Annotated in this window: 13 protein-coding genes; 4 read left to right on the top strand and 9 right to left on the bottom strand. The window is 73.0% G+C overall.

Annotated features, from left to right (window positions below; translation table 11 throughout):
- Positions 1–127: 127 nt before the first annotated feature.
- Positions 128–1,411 carry an amidohydrolase family protein gene (locus R3E98_09720; GenBank protein ID MEZ4423677.1) on the top strand — a complete coding sequence of 428 codons (1,284 nt, stop codon included), beginning with the start codon at positions 128–130 and terminating at the stop codon, positions 1,409–1,411.
- 52 nt (positions 1,412–1,463) lie between these two features.
- Here R3E98_09720 and R3E98_09725 read toward each other — a convergent pair whose 3' ends face one another.
- Positions 1,464–3,590, bottom strand: a complete 2,127-nt coding sequence (locus R3E98_09725) for a M28 family peptidase (protein ID MEZ4423678.1) — start codon at positions 3,588–3,590, stop codon at positions 1,464–1,466.
- Between the two features lie 142 nt (positions 3,591–3,732).
- Between R3E98_09725 and R3E98_09730 the strand changes: the two genes are divergently transcribed.
- Entirely contained in the window at positions 3,733–5,232 is a 1,500-nt protein-coding gene (locus R3E98_09730) for a hypothetical protein (protein ID MEZ4423679.1), read from the top strand.
- A 40-nt stretch (positions 5,233–5,272) separates the two neighbouring features.
- Here the strand turns inward: R3E98_09730 and R3E98_09735 are convergent, their stop codons facing one another.
- Complete coding sequence (locus tag R3E98_09735; GenBank protein ID MEZ4423680.1) at positions 5,273–7,021, bottom strand: gamma-glutamyltransferase; 1,749 nt, start codon at positions 7,019–7,021, stop codon at positions 5,273–5,275.
- A 126-nt stretch (positions 7,022–7,147) separates the two neighbouring features.
- Between R3E98_09735 and tcuA the strand changes: the two genes are divergently transcribed.
- Positions 7,148–8,551: an FAD-dependent tricarballylate dehydrogenase TcuA gene (gene tcuA, locus R3E98_09740; protein MEZ4423681.1), complete on the top strand. Its 1,404-nt coding sequence runs from the start codon at positions 7,148–7,150 to the stop codon at positions 8,549–8,551.
- The gene (tcuB, locus tag R3E98_09745) at positions 8,538–9,620 is read left to right on the top strand and encodes a tricarballylate utilization 4Fe-4S protein TcuB (GenBank protein MEZ4423682.1); all 1,083 of its coding nucleotides are present in this window, start codon (positions 8,538–8,540) and stop codon (positions 9,618–9,620) included. The genes tcuA and tcuB overlap by 14 nt, the downstream gene beginning before the upstream one ends.
- 76 nt (positions 9,621–9,696) lie before the next feature.
- Here the strand turns inward: tcuB and R3E98_09750 are convergent, their stop codons facing one another.
- The 7 genes from R3E98_09750 to R3E98_09780 form a co-directional block, all read right to left on the bottom strand.
- Positions 9,697–10,113, bottom strand: a complete 417-nt coding sequence (locus R3E98_09750; protein ID MEZ4423683.1) for a YkvA family protein — start codon at positions 10,111–10,113, stop codon at positions 9,697–9,699.
- Between the two features lie 61 nt (positions 10,114–10,174).
- Entirely contained in the window at positions 10,175–10,639 is a 465-nt protein-coding gene (locus tag R3E98_09755; protein MEZ4423684.1) for a hypothetical protein, read from the bottom strand.
- Positions 10,640–10,661: 22 nt separating this feature from the next.
- A complete protein-coding gene (locus R3E98_09760) occupies positions 10,662–12,923 on the bottom strand; it encodes a DUF5916 domain-containing protein (protein MEZ4423685.1) in 2,262 nt (753 codons plus the stop codon).
- 182 nt (positions 12,924–13,105) lie between these two features.
- Complete coding sequence (locus R3E98_09765; protein ID MEZ4423686.1) at positions 13,106–14,878, bottom strand: amidohydrolase family protein; 1,773 nt, start codon at positions 14,876–14,878, stop codon at positions 13,106–13,108.
- Positions 14,875–17,523, bottom strand: a complete 2,649-nt coding sequence (locus R3E98_09770) for a serine/threonine-protein kinase (protein ID MEZ4423687.1) — start codon at positions 17,521–17,523, stop codon at positions 14,875–14,877. The genes R3E98_09765 and R3E98_09770 overlap by 4 nt, the downstream gene beginning before the upstream one ends.
- A gap of 163 nt (positions 17,524–17,686) precedes the next feature.
- Positions 17,687–19,024 (bottom strand): M24 family metallopeptidase, encoded by a 1,338-nt coding sequence (locus R3E98_09775; protein MEZ4423688.1) that lies wholly within the window; start codon positions 19,022–19,024, stop codon positions 17,687–17,689.
- Between the two features lie 226 nt (positions 19,025–19,250).
- Positions 19,251–20,390, bottom strand: a complete 1,140-nt coding sequence (locus R3E98_09780) for a THUMP domain-containing protein (protein MEZ4423689.1) — start codon at positions 20,388–20,390, stop codon at positions 19,251–19,253.
- Between the last annotated feature and the right edge of the window lie 78 nt (positions 20,391–20,468).

A 20,468-nucleotide genomic window follows, 5' to 3' on the forward strand; every position in this document is an offset into this window, starting at 1 on the left:
GACCCGGGTCGGGCCCCCGACCAGGGCGGGCCGGCGCTGCGCCCGGGTCCTCCCCCTCCGACCTTGCCCCCGGCCCGGGTCCGTGATAGGCGTATCGGCCTCCCGATCCCCGTGCAGAGAGGTCTCCATGTCCCGGTTCCGCTCCCGTCCCGCACCCGCTCGTGCGCCGTCCGGCAGCCTGGTGCTCCTGCTGGTGCTGGCCGCCTGCGGCGGGGAGCCCGCCCCCGCGACCGACGCCACCCTGTACGAGGGGGCACGCCTGATCGTGGGAGACGGCACCGTGCTCGACAACGCCGCCTTCGTGGTCGAGGACGGTCGCTTCACGCTGGTGGGCCAGGCCGGCGCGGTGGACGTGCCCGCCGGCACCCCCCGGATCGACCTGGCGGGCAAGACCGTGATGCCCGCGCTCGTCAACGCGCACGTGCATCTGCCCACGGACCGCGCCGAGCGCGCCACGCTGCTGCAGCACATGGCGTACTACGGCGCCGGGATGGCCGTCAGCCTGGGCCTGGACGACGGCGACCTCGGCTACGTGATGCGCGACGAGGTCGTGCCCGACGGCGCCCGCTCCCTGACCGCCGGGCGCGGCATCACCTCCCCCGAACCGGGTCGCACCGAGGTGCCGTACTGGGTCACGTCGGAGGAGGAGGCGCGGGCCGCCGTGCGCGAGCTGGCGACGCAGCGTCCCGACTTCGTCAAGATCTGGGTGGACGATCGCGGCGGGCAGTACGAGCGACTGTCCGAGACGCTGTACACGGCGGTGATCGACGAGGCCCACGCGCAGGGGCTCCGCGTGATCGCGCACGTCTTCTCACTGGAGGACGGCAAGGGTCTGCTGCGCGCCGGCATCGACGCCTTCGCACACGGCATCCGCGACCAGGACGTGGACGACGAGCTGGTCGCGTTGTGGCAGGAGCGTCCGAACGTGGTGCTGGTGCCCAACCTTCCCGACCCGGGCGTGGCCCAGGACCTCTCGTGGCTCTCGGGGACGGTGCCCGCGGCCGAGCTGGAGCGGATGCAGGCGAACGCCACCGACCGACCCCAGGCGCAGGCGTCGTTCGGCATCCAGGCGCGAAACCTGGTGCGGCTGCATCAGGCCGGCATCCCCATCGCGTTCGGCACGGACGGCAGCTCGCCGTGGGCCGTCCACCAGGAGCTCGAGGACATGGTGCGGGCCGGCATGCCCGCGGCCGACGTGTTGGCCGCGGCGACCGGCGGGGCCGCCGCGCTGCTGCAGCGCACGGACATCGGGGTGATCGAGTCCGGCCGCAGCGCCGACTTCCTGGTGCTGGACGGCGATCCGACCGCCGACATCACGGTCACGCGCCGGATCGACTCCGTCTACCTGCGGGGGACGGCGGTCGATCGCGAGGCGCTGGCCACACGCCTGAAGGGCGCCGCGGCGCAGTAGGTCGGGCCCGGCTGCGTGCGGGGCCCCGCGCCGGGGCCCCCACGCGCCGTCGTCAGCTCGCTTCGATGAGCGCGGTGGTCGCGCGCATGCGCGCGGTCAGGCGCTCCACGGCGCCGAGATAGCGCGCCTCCCACTCCGGCACGTCGCCCGGATCGTCGGTCTCGATCTCGTAGCGCAGACCCGGCAGCATCCACGAAGCATACCCGCTGAACGGGTCCGGCGAGACGTACAGGGAACGGCTCCAGGGCCGATCCTGCAGCCCGCGCTCGTCCAGCCATGCCTTCTCCAGGCCGATGAAGGCCTGATTGATGCGCGCCGCCTCCTCCGGCGACACCGGTCCACGCGCGGTGCGCTCCGCGCGCGCCCGATCCAGCGCGCGCGCCGCGTCCTCCAACCCGCGCGTGGCCGCCACCAGCCCATCCAGATCCACCCGCACACGCCTGCGCTCGGCGGCGCTGAGCAGGGTGTCCACGTGCGTGCGCGTGTCGGTCGCGTAGCGCACGACGTCGTAGGGCAGCAGGTCCGCGTTGGCGAAGCGTAGAGCCACGAGCCCGTCCGCCCGGGCCAGCATGGGACCGAACACGAACTCGGTGTCCCCGAAGCGCTCGAACCAGGCGAAGCTGTCGTAGTTGGAGTGGTAGATCCCGCTGCGCCCGCCCGTGCTGAGCCCGGCAGAGGGGATCCCCGCGTGCGTGTAGAAGGCCACGTGGTCGGATCCTCCCCCGAGGTTGCCCAGCTCGGGGCTACCGCCTTCGGTCTGCGCGGCCCACCAGTCCCAGATGCTGCCTTCGGTGCCCGGATACTCCACCGAGCGGATCGCGTCCAGGATGGGCTGCTTGAGCGAGGGCGAGGAGGCCCCGCCGAAGAACGGACCGGACACCGCCCCGTCCGCGTTGATGTACGCCACGGCACCCCGCGTCAGCTCCGGCAGGAACTCCTCCACCCATTCGGTCGAGCCGATGATGCCGTACTCCTCCGCGTCCCAGTGCGCGATCAGGATCGAGCGCCGCGGCCGGCATCCCTCGTCCGCGAGCTGGCCCAACGCCTCGGCCAACGTGAGCAGCATGGCGGTACCGCCGTTCGGATCGGTGGCGCCGAATCCCCAGGGATCGTAGTGGGATCCCAGCACGAACCATTCGTCCGGGAACTCCGCCCCCTCGAGCGTGCCCACCACGTTGATCGCGCGCGTGAGCGCTTTGGGCTGGTTCACCCGCACACGCACCGTGAGCGCCGCGCCGCCCGTCACGCGGTACGGCAGGTCCAACCCGCCCTGCCATTCGGCCGGCGCCTCCGGTCCAGCCATGCGCGAGAGGATCTCGGCCGCCGCGGTGTAGCCGATGGGCAGCACCGGGATCGTGTGCAGATCCACCTCCGACGGATCGAGGCGCTCCACCTGCCGCTCGCCGTCGAGCGGCAGCGCCGGCTCGAAGGGCGTCAGCGGGTCTCCGGTCCAGGGCAACGTCAGCACCGAGCCACGCTGGATGATGTCGCCGTTGAGCATCGGGCCTTCCGGATAGGGATCGACCTCCTCGTCCGGCGCGTCGTTGAACATGATCACGCCGGCCGCTCCGCGGTCCTCCGCGAACAGCACCTTGTAGCCGCGGAAATTCCCGCCGTAGCGCGCGACGACCACCTTCCCCTCCAACGAGATCCCCATCGAGTCGAGCGCTTCGTAGTCCTCACGCCGACCGTAGTTGGCATAGACCACCTCGCCCGTCACGTCGCCGCTGCCCGAGAAGGCGTTCCAGCCGTTCAGCAGGTCGGGATGCCCGGAGAAGCGATCCTCCGTCAGCGCGGGCTCCCGATTGGAGAGCCGCAGGGCCACCGGGGTGACGATGTGGACCTCCACGTCGTCGGTGAGCTGCGGCAGGTAGACGTCGTAGGGATGCTCGCGCACCGTGAAGCCCGCGGCTTTCATGACCCGTCCCAGGTAGTGGGCCACCTCCACCTGCGCGGCCGACCCGGTCGGGTGCGGCGTGGACGTGATCAGCCGCAGGTGCTCGCGGAACGACGCCGGGGACGGCAGCTCCAGGAAGCGGGCCTCGCACCAGGCCTGACGGGCCGCGCTCGTGGCGGAGAATCCCACGGGGACGGGCACCTCCAGGGTCTGCTGGGCCGAGGCCGGGCCCGCGAGGAGGGGACCCAACAGGAGACAGGCACGGACGGTCCTTCCGGTCATGGACGACACCTCGGGCAGGGCAATGGATCGGCGGGCCTCGCGGGGGCCGGGCGCCCGACGGTAGGCGCCGCCCGACGCGTGGGCAACCGGCGCCGGGGCCCCCTCCTCCGGCGCCGGCACGTGACCTGCACGCGGACGGCGCATGCGTGCCGCCCTCCGCACCGCGACGGACCTCGTGCTGCTCTTCGGGGCCGCGCTGCTCGTGCGCATCCCCCAGCTCCTCGGCGACGGTCGTCTCCTCGACGGCGACGAGGCCATCGTCGGCCTCATGGCCCGGCGGCTGTTGGTGGCCGGCGAGGCGCCGCTGGTCTTCTGGGGCCAGCGCTACGGGCTGTCGGTCGTGGAGGCCGGAGCGGTGTCCGGGAGCTACGGGGTCCTGGGGTACGGCGACCTGGCCGTGCGCGTAGGCAGTCTCGTCGTCTTCGCGCTCGGCGCGTTCTGCTTCCTGCGCGCCCTGCTCCGCCTGGACCCGCCCCGGCCGGGACGCGCCCGCGTCCTCGCGCTCCTCCTCGTCACCGCCCCGGCCTGGGGGGTGTGGGCGCTGAAGGCGCGCGGGGGCTACGGCACCGCGCTGGCCGCCACCTTCCTGGCCCTGTACCTCGGGCTCGTGGCCGCCGAGCGTCGTCGCGCCCTCTGGCCCTTCCTGGCCGGCGCGGCCGTGGGGCTGGCCGGCGCCGCCCAACCGCTCTGGCTGCCGGGCGCCGCGCTCCTCACGGCGGCGGCGCTGGGCGGACGGTCCGCGCCGCGTTCCCTGGGCGCGGCCGGGCTCGGCGTGCTCGCCGTGGCCGCGCTCGTGGTGTGGGGCACGCCCGCCGGCGCCCCGGCCCACGCGGTCGGCGCGGGGTTGGGCGGCGTGGCGCACGCCCTCGGCCGCCTCCCCGCCCTCCTGCTCGGCGCGCTCACCAACACGTTCTATCTGGAGCTCACGTGGCCGGCGGCCTGGCCGGCGCTGGGGTGGGCCCTGCTGTTCCTGGGGGCGCTCGCCTGGGGGGCGGTACACCACCTCCGCGCGGTGACCCATCATCCCGCGGGCGTCCCGCCCTCCGCGCGCCACCGGGTCGCCTCCGCGGCGCTCCTCGCGTCGGCGCTGAGCCTGCTTCCCGTGCTGCTCCTGGAGCGGCCGGGCGCGCGCTACCTGTTGCCGTTCTTCGGCTACGGTCTGGTGTTCCTGGCCACGCTCGACCTGGACGCGCGCCGCGCCGCGCGTGCCCTGACCGTCCTGCTGGGCCTCACGGGCGCGCTCGCCGTGTCGGCGCGAACGGGCTGGCTGCCCCCGCGGTCTGCCGACCTCCCGGCCGAGCGCACCCTGCTGCTGGAGGCGGTGGACACCCTGCGCGCGCGGGGGGCCACGGAGGTGTTGAGCGCGGGCCCGCTGCTGCAGTGGCAGGTGATGTTCTACAGCGCGGAAGCGGTGCGGGCCCGCTTCCGCTTCCGTCAGGACCGCTACCCGCCGTACGCGCAGGACGTCAACGCGGCGTGGGCCGCGAACGGCGTTCCCGCGATCCTGGGCACCCCCGGGGATTTCTCCCGGCTCGAAGCCCATGGGCTCGCCCAGCGCGTGCGCTGGATCAACCCACGCTACGGGCTGGTGCCGCGCGGCGACTCGGCCGTGGCGCGCGCGCTCGGGTTCGAAGCACCCTGACGCGGATCCCGCGCCCCGTCCGCGCGGGGTGTCGCGCCGGCTAGCGCGGCGCGGCGGCCACCGCCGCCCCGCTCCCGCGCGGATCGGCCACACCGATGGCCTCCCGGCTCGCCGGGTCCCACCGGATGGCGGACACGTTGGCGACGCTCTCGCCGAGCCGGTTCCGCACCTCGTATCCGAAGGCCTGGAGCTGGGCCTGGATCTCCGCCGGCCACTCCGCCTCCAGGAACACCACGCCGGGCTCACCCGGCTCGATGTGCAGGCGCGGTGCGGCCATCGCGGCCTCGAAGTCCAGGCCGTGGTCGATGGTGCGCGACAGCACCTGCACGATGGCGGACAGGATGCGCCGCGAACCCGACGCGCCGATCACCATCGCCAGCTCGCCGTCCGGCCCCACCACCAGGGACGGCGACTGCCGCGAGGACGCCCGGTCGCCCGGGCCCAGCGCGCGGATGCCGGAGGAGGCCGCCGTGCCGGTCAGGTAGCCCATGGTGGCCGAATAGGCGAACCCCAGCCCGGGCGCGGCGACGCGGGAGCCCATCGTAGGTCCGAGCGACTGCGTGAGCGACACCGCTCGACCCTCGGCGTCGACGACGGACAGATGGGTCGTGTGTCCATCGGGGAAGACGCCCTCCCGCGCCGGAGCCGCGGGCGCGTCGGCCACGGCGGTGGGGACGCGGATGCCGGCGGCCCGCTGCCGCAGGCGCGCCGGGTCGAGCAGCCACGCCATCCGCTCGGGGCGCGGGAAGGTCTCGGCCGGTCCCATGTCGGCCAGGTCCACGAGACGGTCCTCGAACCCGAACAGGAGCGCTTGCGTGAGCGTGGCCGCCCACGGGAAGCCGAAGGCCAGCGGTTCGGGCGCGGCGATCTCCATCATCGTCAGCTGGGCCTGCACGTTGGCGCCGCCGGCCGGCAGGTAGGTGCCGACGATCCGGTAGCCCCGGTAGTCCGTCTGCGCGATGAGCGCGTCCTGCGTGCGGTACGCCTCCAGGTCCGCCTTGGTGACGTAGCCTCCGTGGGCGGCCATGTCCTCGGCGATCCGGTCGGCGATCCAGCCGTGGTAGAAGACGTCGGCGCCCTCCTCGCCGATGGCGCGCAGCGTAGCCGCCAGATCCGTCTGCACCCACCGCTCGCCCGCCGCGTACGGCGTCCCGTCGGGCTTGAGGAAATACGTGCGCGACCCGTCGTACAGGCGCAGGTCGTCCGCGACCCGCGCCAGCGCGGCGGCCTGGTCCTCCCCCAGCGGGAAGCCCTGCTCGGCCAGCGCCACGGCCGGCGCGATCACGGTGGCCAAGGGCAGCGAGCCGTGTCGGTCCAGCACGGTCGCCAGCGCGGCGACGGTGCCGGGAATGCCGATCATGCCGTAGCCGGACGTCAGATCGGCGCCGACCACCGTATCGGCCGGATAGGAGGCCGGCACCTGATTGGTGCCGTCGACCGCGTCGAGGGTGCCGTCCGGCTGGCGGACCAGCACCTGGGTGCGCCCTCCCAGGCCGGAGTTGCCCGGCTCGACGACCGTGAGCGCGAAGGCCGTGGCCACCGCGGCGTCCACCGCGTTCCCGCCGATGGAGAGGATGTGCGCGCCGGCTGCGCTGGCGAACGGCGCCTGGCTGACGACCACGCCGTGGGTGGAGCGGACGATCTGCTCGTGCGGAGGATCGCCGATCGCGAACGCCACACCGTCGGGTCGGACGGCACCCCCGGTCAGGGTGGCATCGTCGCTCGCGGGGCCGCAGGCGAGCGCGGTGAGGAAACCGAGTGGGACACAGCGGGCGAGCGACCGGCGCATGGGCAGCTCCCGAGGGAGTCCAACGGTGCGGAGTGGTACCGCGTACCCCCGTGATACCGCTCGAGGGGAGTGCCCGGCAAGCCCGTCGTCTTGGCGCCGGATGCGACGGTCCCTATTCTGCCGGCCATGCCCGCGGCATCCCACCCGACCCCCTGGGACGTGCTGGTCGTGGGCGGGGGCAACGCGGCGCTGTGCGCAGCCATGACGGCGCGCGCGGCCGGCGCGCGCGTGCTCCTGCTCGAGGCCGCCCCCCGACACTTCCGCGGCGGCAACAGCCGCCACACGCGGAACCTGCGCTACGTGCACGACGGTCCCACGGACGTCCTCACCGGACCCTACCCGGAGGACGAGTTCTGGGAGGACCTGCTGCGGGTGACGGGAGGGGAGACGGATGAGGCGCTCGCACGGCTCACCCTGGCCCGCTCCCGCGACCTCGGCCGCTGGATGGAGGCGCACGGCGCACGCTTCCAGGCCCCGCTCAAGGGGTCGCTCCAGCTCTCGCGCACCAACGCATTCTTCCTGGGAGGCGGCAAGGCGCTGCTGAACGCCTACTACCACACCGCCGAGCGCATGGGTGTGCAGATCCGCTATGACGCGGAGGTCGTGGATCTGGACATCGAGCGCGGCGCGCTGCGGTCGGTCGACGTGCTCCACGACGGCCGCACCGAGCGCATCCCGACCCGCACGCTCGTGGCGGCGAGCGGGGGCTTCCAGGCCAACGAGGAGTGGCTCCGCCGCGTGTGGGGCCCCGCCGCCGACAACTTCGTGATCCGAGGCACGCCCTACGACACCGGCCGGGTGCTCGAGACGCTGCTGGCCCACGGCGCCCGCGCCATCGGCGACCCCTCGCAGTGCCACGCCGTCGCCGTGGACGGGCGCGCGCCCCGCTTCGACGGCGGCATCGTGACCCGCCTCGACACCGTCCCGTTCGGCATCGCGGTCAACGCACGCGCCGAACGGTTCTACGACGAAGGCGAGGACGTCTGGCCCAAGCGCTACGCGATCTGGGGACGGCTCGTGGCGCAGCAGCCCGACCAGATCGCCTGGTCCATCGTCGACGACCGCACGGTGGGGCTGATGATGCCGTCCGCCTTCCCTCCGTTCGAGGCGCAGACCATCGAGGGTCTCGCCTGCGCGGTGGGACTGGATCCGGAGCGGCTCGCGCACACGGTGCGTGCGTTCAACGCCGCCGTGGTGGACGGAACGTTCGACCCCATGCGCCTCGACGACTGCCGCACGGAAGGCCTCACCCCGCCCAAGAGCCACTGGGCGCTTCCGATCGCCACCCCACCGTTCCGCGCCTGGCCGCTGCGACCGGGCATCACGTTCACGTACATGGGGGTGCGGGTGGACGCCGACGCGCGGGTGGTGCTGGAGGACGGGAGCCGCCTGGAGAACGTCTTCGCGGCCGGGGAGATCATGTCGGGCAACGTGCTGGGGAAGGGCTACCTCGCCGGGTTCGGCATGACGCTGGGCACCGTGTTCGGACGGATCGCGGGGGAGGAGGCGGCGCGTCATGCCCGCTCCTGAGACGCTCGCGGAGGCGCGGCGCGTCATGACGCTGTGCAACGCCTGCCGCTACTGCGAAGGGTTCTGTGCCGTATTCCAGGCGATGGAGCTCCGCACGGTCTTCGCGGACCACGACCTGAACTATCTGGCCAACCTCTGTCACGACTGCCGAGGCTGCTGGTACGCCTGCCAGTACGCGCCGCCGCACCCGTTCGACATCAACGTCCCGCGCGTGCTGGCGGACCTGCGGCTCCAGACCTACCGGGACCTGGCGCGCCCTCGCGCGCTCGGCAGCCTCTTCCGCCGTCCGGGACGCGTGGCGTTCGCGGCGGTGGCCGGCGCCACGCTCGCGGTGCTCGGCACCGTCCTGTGGGGACCGGGCCCGGACGTGCTCACCCGCAGCCACGTCGGTCCGGGCTCGTTCTACGCGGTCGTGCCCTACGCCGTCATGGTGGGCATGGGCAGCGCGCTGGGTCTGCTGGTCCTGGCAGCCTGGCTCCTGAGCATCCGGGCCGCGGGTTGGCTGCGCGACACCGGGGGCGTGCGGCCGCTGATCGCGGCCACCCTGGACGCGGCCCGCCTCACGTATCTGGGGGGTGGAGGGGAGGGCTGTCCCTACCCGGAGGAGCGCAGCTCCAGGCGACGCCGCGTCTTCCACCACCTGGTGTTCTGGGGCTTCCTGACCGATTTCGCCGCCACGACGGTCGCCGCCTTCTACCACCACGTGCTGGGGCTGGACGCCCCCTACGCCTGGACCAGCCTACCGGTAGTGCTCGGCTCCGCCGGCGGGGTCGGTCTCCTGCTGGGCACGGCGGGTCTGCTGGCCCTGCGGCGTGGGGCCGACCCCGATCCGGCCTTCCCACCCGCGCGCGCCCTGGATACGCCCTTCCTGGTGCTGCTCGGGCTGACGGCCCTGACCGGGTTCGCGGTCCTCTTCGGTCGCGAGACGGCCGCCATGGGCGCGCTGCTGGTCGTGCATCTGGGCGTCGTGTTCGGCCTGTTCGTCACCCTGCCGTACGGGAAGCTGGTGCACGCGGTGCACCGCTTCGGCGCCCTGGTGCGCTGGAACGGGGAGCGGGGCCAACGTTGACCGAAACCCCGCCGCCCCCGTCCCGGACGTGCGCGGCGCGCCGACCCGCGACCGGCGCGCCGCGCTCCACCGCGCCCTACGCGCCGCCGCCGCCGCCCGTCCCCGCCGCCGGCGAAGCCGCCCGGTGGGCCCGGTACCGTTCGATCTCGGGCTGCGCGTACTTCAGCGCCCAGAGCAGCACCGCCACGTCGTCGGCCAGCCCCAGCGCGCCCAGGAAGCGCTCGGGCAGCAGGTCCACCGGGCTCACCAGGTAGGCGAGCGCACCCACGACCGCGTACTTGACCTCCTTCTTCATCTCGAAGGTGTCGTCGAAGGCCATGTCGTAGATGGTCCGCACGTCCCCCCAGGACTCGCCGAGCTGTGCCTTCACGCGCTCGAGCGCGGGGCCGAACCCGCTCCGGATGGCCGCCAGCGTATCCGCGCTCTCGGCCCGCGCCTTCATCTCGGCGCTGCCGAGCATCTCCTTGATCTGATCCATCGATGGGATGGCCATGGGACTCCTTCGGTGTTGGAGGGTTGCGTGATCTCGACCCCGCGCGGTCGTCCCGCGCAGCTCAGAACCGGACGCCGGCGCGCAGCGCGATCCAGGTCTGGTTGCCCGTGGGGCGCAGGTCGGCGACGAGCTCGAGCGGCCCCAGCCGCGCTCCGGCCTCCGGTACCCAGACGGCGCCCGCGCCGTCGTCCGTGAACCAGAGCAGGTTCAGGCCCAGGAAGGTGAGGCCCAGGCCGAGGCGCGTGCCGATGCCCGCATGGACGATGTGGTCGTCGGCGTCCTCTTCCGGACCGGGGACCCGGGGGAAGCCGGACCAGCCGACCTGGGCGTGCGCCTCGATGATGCCCACGAGGGACGCGCCCACCTCCCCACGCACCGTCCAACCCGCGTCGCGCGTGTCGCCGAAGTCCCCGAGCGGTCGGACCATCCCCACACCGGCGCTGGAGTACTGTTGGGCGCGGGCGGCGGGGGGAACCGCTCCGGCGGCGATCACGAGGACGGCGAGCACCGCCGCTCCTCTCTTCATGACTCCCCCGTACGGCCTGGGGCTATCCGCCCAGCACGTTGAACTGCCGCGTGAACTTGAGGATCAGCGACCGCCCCAGGGGACCCTGCAGCCCATCCACGCCCTGGACGTCGTTGTAGACGATGAACAGGCCGGTGCCGGCGGTGTTCAGCCAGCCCAGGCGTACGTTGGCGGACCAGCGGTCGGCCTGGTCGCTGTACTGGAGCAGGGACTGCAGATACAGGCGGGGCGTGAAGAAGTACCCCACGCTCATGCCCCCGAGCCGGGTCTGGAAGCGGCCTTCCTCCAGGTCCACGTCGTTGTAGGCGAAGCGCACGGATGTCGTCAGCGCGTTGCCCTGGCGCAGCGTCACCGAGCCGCTCCCACCCCGACGCGTCCCGGAGAGGAACGCCCCCCAGTCGATCCCACCTTCGAAGGACAGACGCGCCGACTGGTTCGTGTTGAAGCGCCAGGCCGCCTCCCAGCCCTCGTACGTCCCGGTGGGGACCACGATGCCTTCGGCGATCTCGAAGGGCTCGTAGAGGCCTTCGCGCACCCAGTTCATGGCCGGGCTGAACATCATGCCGTCGGCCCACTCGAAGTGCGAGTCCACATGCACGCGTGACGTCTCCTCGAACCCGTCCGCGACACCGCTCTTGGTGCTGCGGTACGTGAAGTAGGAGATGTGGGGGCGCATCTCGCGCAGGATGCGCGAGGGACGGATGTAGTGCATGACCATCGCCTGGTAGTAGCGATGGCCCACGCGCGGGGCGAAGCCGACCTCGGGATTGAAGTTCTCCCCGAACTCCTGCACCTGGGCGTTGCTGGTCCAGCTCCGACTGCTCCAGGCGGCATTGACGTTCCAGGCCCCTTCGGCCTCGGAGACGCCGGGCGTCTCCGTGCGTGCCACCCAGGAGCTCAACGTGAAGGGCTGACCGATCCCCACCTGGCCGTCCAACGCGTAGGTGCGATTGAAGTCCCCGCCGAGCTCGCCGCTGCGATCCACGAACAGGCCGCCGACGCGGGACCGGCTGGGCAGCTCCTTGGCCAGGCGCACCGCGGAGTACGCGTTCTCCCCCTGCACCGAGGACAGGCCGTCGGTGCGGATGTGCAGCATGCCCACGTTCAGGCCCGCCGCCTTCCCGGAGAGGCGTGCGCCCCCCAGGATCGGCACGGGCTGCCCCGACGCGATGCCGATGTTGCGGCTGAAGAAGAGGTCGGCGCCGCCCCCGCCCACCGTGAAGAACCCGGCGTTCTCGAGGAAGAACGGCCGCTTCTCCGGGAACAGCAGCGAGAAGCGGGTGAGGTTGACCTGCTGGTCGTCCACCTCGACCTGCGCAAAGTCCGTGTTGACGGTCAGATCGAGCGTCAGGCCCTGCGTGACCTGCACCTTGGCCTCGCCGCCCACCTCTGCGTCGGAGGCGAAGGAGGTCTCCCCCGCCTCGTAGTCGCGGGCGGTCGAGCCGAGCACGTAGGGCGTCACGCTGGCCAGGCGGCGGAACGGCGGGCGCAGCCCGGCGAGCTCTCCGGCGAAGTTCAGGCGGTAGAGGTTGAACTCGCGGGGCACGCGCGTCCAGAACGCCTCCTCGTTCCGGCGCCGGATGCGGCGCATGACGTTGAAGCCCCAGCTGCGTCCGTCCGATCCGTACCGCAGCGTGGTGAACGGGATGCGGAACTCGGCGTACCAGCCGCGGGCGTCGCTGCTGGTGGCCACGTTCCAGCTGCCGTCCCAGTTCTTGTTGAAGCCGCCGCCGGCCCCGGCCTGGAAGCGCCGCTGGTTCCCGCCCCCGCCCCCACCCAGGAAGTTGCCGCCCCCCTGCCCCTCGTTGGCCACCTGACCGTCGTACTCGATGCCGGCCGGCGTCGTGCCGAACACGAATCCGTTGACCTGGTCCCGGAACGTGTCGAAGACCAGCACGACGGCGTCGCTCTCTTCCAGCTCGAAGTCGCGGATGCGGTCGCCCTGCACGATGCCGGACACATCGGTGTCGAAGGCCCAGACGCCCACGAAGATCGCCTGGTCGTCGTAGACCACCCGGACCTCGGTGTCCTCGCTGGCGGCGTCCCCGTCGAACGGCATGCGCTGGACGAACCCGCCCAGGGCCGGCACACCCTCCCAGACCGCGTCGTCCAGGCGTCCGTCCAGCGTGGGCGGGGTCGTGACCGGTCGCGCCTCGGCCAGGAAGCGCCGGGGGCCCGCGGCCGCCGGGTCCATTCCGGCTCCCTGGTTGTTCTGGGCCGCGAGCGGCGCCGCGAGCAGGAGCAGGGCGAGGGCGGACGGGAGCGCGTGGGATCGACGGGTCATGGCACCGGCGGGAAGGAAGGATCGGGCGTCGGGACAAGATGGCAGGCATCGGCGCGCCTCCGCCACCGCACGAGGCCCGCGGGGTGACCGCGCCCAGGCGTACCGGTGGTCACCGGCCCCCGTTGACGCGGCTGGAGGCCCGGTCCGGGGCTCCACGATCCGCTCGATCGGGCCCTGCCGTCTCAGCCGCCGAGCGCCGGATCCCGGAACACGAGCTCCCCCTCCAGCAGGGTCAACAGCACCCGCGCCCGGTGGATGTCGACCGGATCGGTCCCGAAGAGGTCGCGGTCGAGCACGATCAGATCGGCCAGCTTCCCGGGCTCGATCGAGCCGCTCTCCGCGGCCTCGAAGTTCACCCACGCCCCTCCGCGCGTGTATGCGTCCAGCACGGTCGGGAGGTCCACCCGTTCGTCCGGATTCCAGACCGGCTCGTCGGGCCCGGGCTCCAGGCTGCGGTGGGTCACCGCCACCTGGATGGCGTCGAGCGGGTTCAGCGAGGACACCGACCAGTCGCTGCCTGCCGCCAGGCGCGCTCCGCTGTCGGCCAGGCTGCGGAGGGGATACTGCCATGCCGATCGCTCGGGCCCCAGCCGCGGCTCGGTGAGCTCGGTCATGTAGGCGTCGGCGAACGACCAGAGCGGCTGGACGTTGGCCACGGCATCCAGCGCCGCGAAGCGGTCCCGGTCGTCCGGATGGACGAGCTGGATGTGGGCCAGATGGTGACGCGCGTCGCGCACGCCGTTCGAGGCACGCGCGGCCTCCAGCGCGTCCAACGCCATCCGGATCCCGCGATCCCCGATCGCGTGCATGTGGACCTGGAAGCCCTCGGCGTCCAGCCGCGCCACCAGCGCGGTGAGCGCATCCGGCGTGTAGTTGGGCAGGCCCCGGCCATCGGGCCCGGACACGTCCGCGGCCTCCCCCGGCAACGGCAGGTAGGGCTCCAGCAGGGCGGCGGTGCCCCCTTCGATGACGCCGTCCACGAAGATCTTCGCCGAGTTGGCCGACAGGCGCGGCGCCTGGTAGCGCTCGCGCCGCGCCTTCATGGCGTCCACCTGCTCCGGACCCTGCGTGCGATCCACCCGCTGGGCCGCGCGCACCCGTGCCGTGAGCCAGCCTTCGGTGGCGGCGGCGTGATAGGTCTCGAGGAACGCCTCGCTGGCGCTCGCCTCCTGGAAGGACACGATCCCGAAGCGACCCATCCGCTCCAGCGCGCGCCGCAGCCCTTCGGCACGAGCGGCCGGGGGCGTGGGCGGGAGGTGCGCGGACACCAGATCGGTGGCTGTCTCGCGCAAGGTGCCCTGGGGCGCGCCGCTCGCGTCGCGCACGATGACCCCGGCGTCGGGGTCCGGCGTGCTGCGGTCGATTCCCGCCGCGGCGAGCGCCGCCGTGTTCACCCACGCCGAATGCCCGTCGGCGGACGACAGGTAGGTGGGCACGGGACCCGTCAGCGAGTCCAGCAGCTGGCGTCCGGGCGCACCGCCCGGGAAGAGCCCGAGGTCGAACCCACCGCCCACGATCCACGGCGCGGTGCCGCGCGCCTCGGCGCAGGCGGCCACGCGCGCGCGGATCTCCTCCAGCGAGCGCAGGTCGTTCAGATCGCACTGGCCCAGCTCGATGCCGGCGCTGATCGCATGCACGTGGGCGTCCCGGAAGGCCGGCAGGAGCATGCGCCCTTCGAGCTCGACGACGTCGGTCTCCTCGCCGACGAAGCGCTGGGCGCCTTCCGCGCTTCCCACGTAGACGATCCGTTCCCCGCGCACCGCCACGGCCTCGGCGCGCGACTGCTCCGCGTCCGCCGTGTAGACCGTGCCACCGGTGAAGACGCGGTCGGCAGGCGGGGGGCCGCACGCGGCGAGCGCGACGGCCGAACCCAGGAACGCACGCCGCGCGACCCTGGCCGCACGGGTCCATGGGGACGCGCCGGGCGTCACGGAGATGCTGCGGTTGGCGTTCACGGGCACACTCCCTCAGGCATGCGTTGCTCGAAGTCCTCCCAGATGAGGGCTTCGCCGGGAAAGACCTGACCGGCGTCGGCGAGCGCGGTCCACAGCGCACGAGCGCGGTCCTCGGCGACGCGCGCGGCCGCACACGCAGCGGCTGGTTCCACCCCGGCCCGGGCGCGCTGGCGCTGCAGGCGCGCGTAGGCGAAATGGGAGACCGCCAGCACCTTGCGCGCGGGGACGTGCGCAGTGTCGAGCGCCAGCAAGGCTTCCGCGCCCGCGAACGCGGAGCGATGCGCTGCCTCCGCCTCCTCGAAGCGGCCCAGGGCCCCGAGCGATTCGCCGATCTCGCGATGGATCTGGGAGACGATGAAGCCGAGCGACGGCCAGGCCTCCGCCTGCGGCTCCAGCAGCGCCAGGGCGCGGCGGTGATCCGACAACGCCTCTTCCCACCGGTCGGCCTTGATGCGGGCCTGTCCGCGGCCCTCGTAGGCGGTTCCCACCGCAACCGTCGCGCTGGCGTTGCTCGGGTCCTCGCGGCGATTCGCCTCGGCCAGATCCACGGCCCGGCTGAGCGCGATGTCCGCTTCCTCCAGGCGGTCGAGCTCGAGAAGGCGCCACCCGAGCTGCTCGTACTGGTAGGCGCGCAAGCTGCGCGTGACGGGACCCGCAGTCGGCAGATCCACCAGCGAATCCGCCAGACGCACCGCCGCACGCTGGACGGCGAGCGCTTCCTCCAGCCGTCCGACCTTGCCGAGCGCGTAACCCACGTTGCGGCGTGAGTTGACCAGATTCGCCAGGCGCTGATCCGCTTGCGCACCCGGTTCCAGCCCTTCGGCGTTCCGCTCGTCGATGGCCAGGCCCCGCTGCATCCAACCCACCATGTCGTCCAGGCGTCCTTCGCTGTCGGCGATGGCGGCCAGGCGATAGGCGGCGTTCGAGAGCTGCCCGGCGACGACGGCGTCGTCGGGAGCCTCGGCATGGAGGGAATCGAGCGTGGCCGCAGCCTGACCGTAGTAGAGCGCGGCGGAATCGTTGCGCGCCCCGAAGAGGTAGGAGTCACCCAGCGCCATGCGCGCCTGCGCGTGGCCGAAGCGCGCGTCCGGGTCCCGGGGCTGCGCCCGCACCACCCGCTCCCACAGCCCCTCCGCGGTTCGGAAGCTCTCCCGCGCGCCGCGCGCGTTGCCGAGGTTGGGGTTGGAGGGATGCCCCTCCACGAGGCCCACGTTGAAGTAGGCACCCGCCAGGGTACCCAGCAGCGCCGCATCCGGCTCGCTCCCCAACCCCCGCGCCAGCTGATCGAGGGAGCGCAACGCGGTCGTGACGGCAGCCGCGCGCGCCGCGGTCGCGCCGCTCGGCGCCTCCTGCGCATAGGGGCTGAGCCCGCTCAGCACGTCACCGACCAGGCGCTCGAGCTCGGCCCGGTTGCTTTCCGCCTGCGCGCGCTGCTCGGCCGCGAGCCGGGCCTGCCACAAGGCGCCGCCGGTGGTCATCAGGAGCACGCCTGCCGTCACCACGGCCTTCCATCGCCTTCGCAGCACGCGGCTGGCCCGGTACGTCAGGCTGGGCGCGCGCGCCAGGATGGCCCTGCCCTCCAGATACCGTCCGATGTCCTCCGCGAACGCCGCCGCGGATGCGTACCGCTCTCCCGGCTCCTTCCCCAGGGCCGTGAGCACGATCGTGTCGAGGTCTCCGCGCAGCGTCCGCTGCAGCCGGTCGCGGGTGCTGGAGCGCAGCTCCGCGGCCCGTTCGGCGCTCTCTTCCGGGGCGCGCCCTTCGGAGGCGACCGACAGCGGACGCGTCACCACGTCGCTGGGGCGACGGGGCGACTGCTCGCACACGATGCGCTCGGCCACGCCGGGCTCCGTGTCCGCCAACGCATACGGCGGGTGCCCGGTCAGCAGCCGATACAGCACGACTCCCAGCGAGTACACGTCGGAGCTCGCATCCACCGGTAGCCCCCGGATCTGCTCCGGGCTGGCGTACTCCGGGGTCATCACCCGCAGGGCCGTGCGGGTGAGCGCGATGGTCGCGTCCGCGGCGGGGGAGGCGTGCAACAGCTTCGCGATGCCGAAGTCCACGAGCTTCGGCACGCCGGCCGTGGTGACGAGGATGTTGGACGGCTTGAGGTCGCGGTGTACCACCCCACGCGCGTGGGCGGCCGCCACGCCCTCCAGCACCGTGCGGAACAGCTCGAGTCGGCCGCGCACGTCGAGGCGCTGGGCGTCGGCCCACACGTCCAGGCGATCGCCGTCGACGTACTCCATCACCAGGTAGGAGAGGCCGTCGTGCGTCTCCCCGGCGTCGTACAGCCGCGCGATGTTGGGGTGGTCCAGCTCGGCGAGGATCCGACCCTCGGTGCGGAAGCGCGCAGCGAGGCCGTCGCGGTAGGCCGTGTTCAACACCTTGATGGCCACGCGGGCGTCGTAGCGGCCGTCGGCGCGCTCCCCGAGCAGCACGATCCCCATGCCGCCCCGGGCCACCTCGCCCACCACCCGCCACGGGCCGAACCGACGGCCCGCCCAGGCGGGGTGCGCGCCACCCTCGAGGAAGTCCTCGGCCTCCGCGTCTGCGGCGAGCAGGCCGCGCACCTCGGCCGCCAGGGCTGCGTCGTCGGCCGCCAGCTCGGCCAGGAAGGCGGTGCGCTGCGCCGGCGCCAACGCGAGGGCGCGGTCGAAGAGCTCTCGGGCCCGGTTCCAGCGGTCGGAAGTGGTCAGCGATCGAGTCGGTTCGGGAATCGAGGGGGACGGCCGCCGGATCGCGCCGGTCCGTTCCCACGGTGGGCCGGGTGCGGCGGCCTCGCCAGCGCTCCGCTGTCCATCCTCAGCGGATCAGGTACAGCGTTTCCTGGCGCGGACGGAAGAAGCGCCATCCCTCCGCCGTGAGCTCCGCGGGATCCTCCTGCATGATGTAGACCTCCTGCCCGTCCCACTCGGGCACGGCCGTGCGCGTGTTGAGCTCGATGGAGATATAGGCGCCTTCCACCAGCACCTGGCCGGCTGCCTCGGCGTCGCCGCGCCCCACGCTGCGGAAGTCGATGGAGGGTCCCAGCCCATGACCCTGGTTCCCCAGCGGGTGGGAGTAGATCTGCGCGGTGATGCCGGCCGACTCCATCTCCGCCATGGCGGCCTGGTACGCCTCTCCGGCCGTGCGGCCCGGACGGGAGGCGCGCAGCATGAGCGCGTCCTGGAGCGCCATGGTGTTCTGCACCGCGCCCTGCAGGCCCGCGGGCGCCTCCTGCTCTCCCGGGAGGAGCACGTACGCCATCTTCTGCCAGTCGGAGTCCAGACCCATGTAGGAGATGCCGAAGTCGATGTGCACCAGGTCACCGCGCTGGATCACGGTCTCCTCGGGCGCCACCGCCAGGAATCCGCGCGACCCCACACCCTCCATGCCGCGCCGCTGCACGCGCAGGTCGGGCTGGAACCAGGTGTCGACTCCCGCCTCCCACAGCGCATCGTAGAGGAAACGGCGGACGTCTCCCACGGTCGTGGTCCCGGGCGTGATCACCTCGTTGGAGAGCGCACGGCGCGTGATCGCCTCCGTGAGCGTCACCAGTCGTTCGTAGTGGGGACGCTCCTCCGGGATCCGGGTGGCCAAATACTCTTCGATGAGCGGCTCCGCCGACACGAAGCGGGCCGTGGCCTCGGGTCCCATCGCCTCCGAGAGGAAGGTCCAGGCATCGTGCCCGAGGCTGCGCGTCATGCCACGGGCGCCCCCGGTGCCCAGGCCGATGGCCTCGGGGCGGTGCTCCTCCCACAACGCCTTCAGCACGTCGGCCGCGGGCGCGGGATCGATGGGCGACTCGAAGAAGCGCGCCACGCTCTCCTCCCAGTAGCCCGTCGCGGCCACCTTCCGGAGGCGGTCGCCCGTATCGACGAACACGAAGACGTCCCTTCGCCCGGTGTAGGGACGCGGTGAGGCCACGTACTCGGTCAGCGGGTCGTCGTGGAACTCCTCGTTGACCACGATCCACATGTCGATCCCGTGGCGCCGCATCATGTCGAGGAGGCCGTCATGGCGGATCTGCAGCCAGCGCTCGCGCTCCTCGATCTGCTGCGACCACGGCAGCAGCGGCACGTCGTTCGAGGCCAGCGGGGCCGGCTCCAGGCGACAGGCCGAGAGCGGAAGCAGAAGGGCGAGGCGCAACCACCTGTGCATGGACGGGACACCGGGCGGACGGGTCGGAACGGAGGACGAACCGGTAGTCTCGGGCTCGGTCGTGCGCTGCGCCACCTCGGGCGGGTCGGGTGCCCGCGGCGCCACCCTCGCACATCCGTGGCGCCGACAAGGTCCGGCCGCGCCACTCTCGCACATCCGTGGCGCCGGCACTGTCCGGCCGCGCCCCGCCCGCGGATCGTCGCGCCGGCGCGGAGCGGCACCCGGTCTAGCCCGCCGGCCCGGCGTCCGGCACCCGGCCCGCCAGGAGCGTGACGGCCAGGCCGCCGTTGCTCGTCTGCAGCCGCGTCTCCAGGGGGATCCCGACCCGCCGGGTCAGGGCCACATCCCCGGAGAGCAGTCCCACGTCCCATCCCGCGCAGCCTCCCCGGAGCACCTGGCCGAGCCGGTCGTAGAGGTCACGCAGATCGCGACCCCCGCGCACGCGGACACCGTATGGAGGATTCGCGAGCAACAGGCCGGGGCTCGCCGGGGGTTGCAGGTCGGAGACCGGTCGTCGTTCGATGCGCAGGTCGGCGGAGACCCCCGCCCGCTCGGCGTTGGCGTGCGCTGCCGCGACGGCGCCGCGGTCGCGGTCGGACGCCAGGATCGGCACGTCGAGGGGCCGCTCCGCAGCCGCGGCGCGTTCGCGCTCGTTGGCCAGCACGTCCGGACGGAAGCCGGGCCAGGCCTCGAACGCGAAGCCGCGCCCCCGCCCCGGCGCCAGGCGGCGCGCGCGCAGCGCCGCCTCGATGGCGATCGTCCCCGACCCACAGAAGGGATCGAGCAGCGGTCGCTCGCCCTCCCACTCCAGCGCCAGCACCAGCGCCGCCGCCAGCGTCTCGCGCAGCGGCGCCTTGGCGCTGTCCAGCCGGTATCCCCGGCGATGCAGCAGGGCCCCGGAGCTGTCCAGCGAGAGCGTGCAGCGATCCCGGACGATGCGCACCACGAGCAGCGGCGTCTCCTCGTCCGGCGCGTCGGAGGAAGCCGCCGGCGCGCCGAGGACGCGGAGCAGGCGCTCCGCGACGGCGCGCTGATGGTAGAGGCGCGACTTGGCGCTGGTGACCCGGAGGCGCACCGGACGTCCGGGCGCGATCCAGCGGCCCCAATCCACGGCCGCCGCCGCTTTCTCCAGCTCGTTGAAGTGGGCGGCGGGAAAGCGCGCCACCCGCACCAGGACGCGGGAGACGGTGCGGAGCCCCAGGTTGGCGCGGCAGAGGCCGGCCAGATCGGTGGTGAGCTCGACGCCTTCGGCGCTGACCCGCCCCCCCCCCAGGCCGAGGTCGGAGAGCTCACGGGCCGCCAGCGGCGCGAGGCCGGGCGCCGTCACGGCGAAGGCGGCGAACGAGGAGCGATCGGGGGTGGACATGGCCGAATCTCGCGGCGGGCCCCGATGCTGCCCAGGCGCGGCCTGGGGCCCGCGTGCGCAGGACGCCACCGCGGGCAG

The sequence above is a fragment of the Gemmatimonadota bacterium genome (assembly GCA_041390125.1).
Classification (GTDB): Bacteria; Gemmatimonadota; Gemmatimonadetes; order Longimicrobiales; family Gaopeijiaceae; genus JAGQIF01.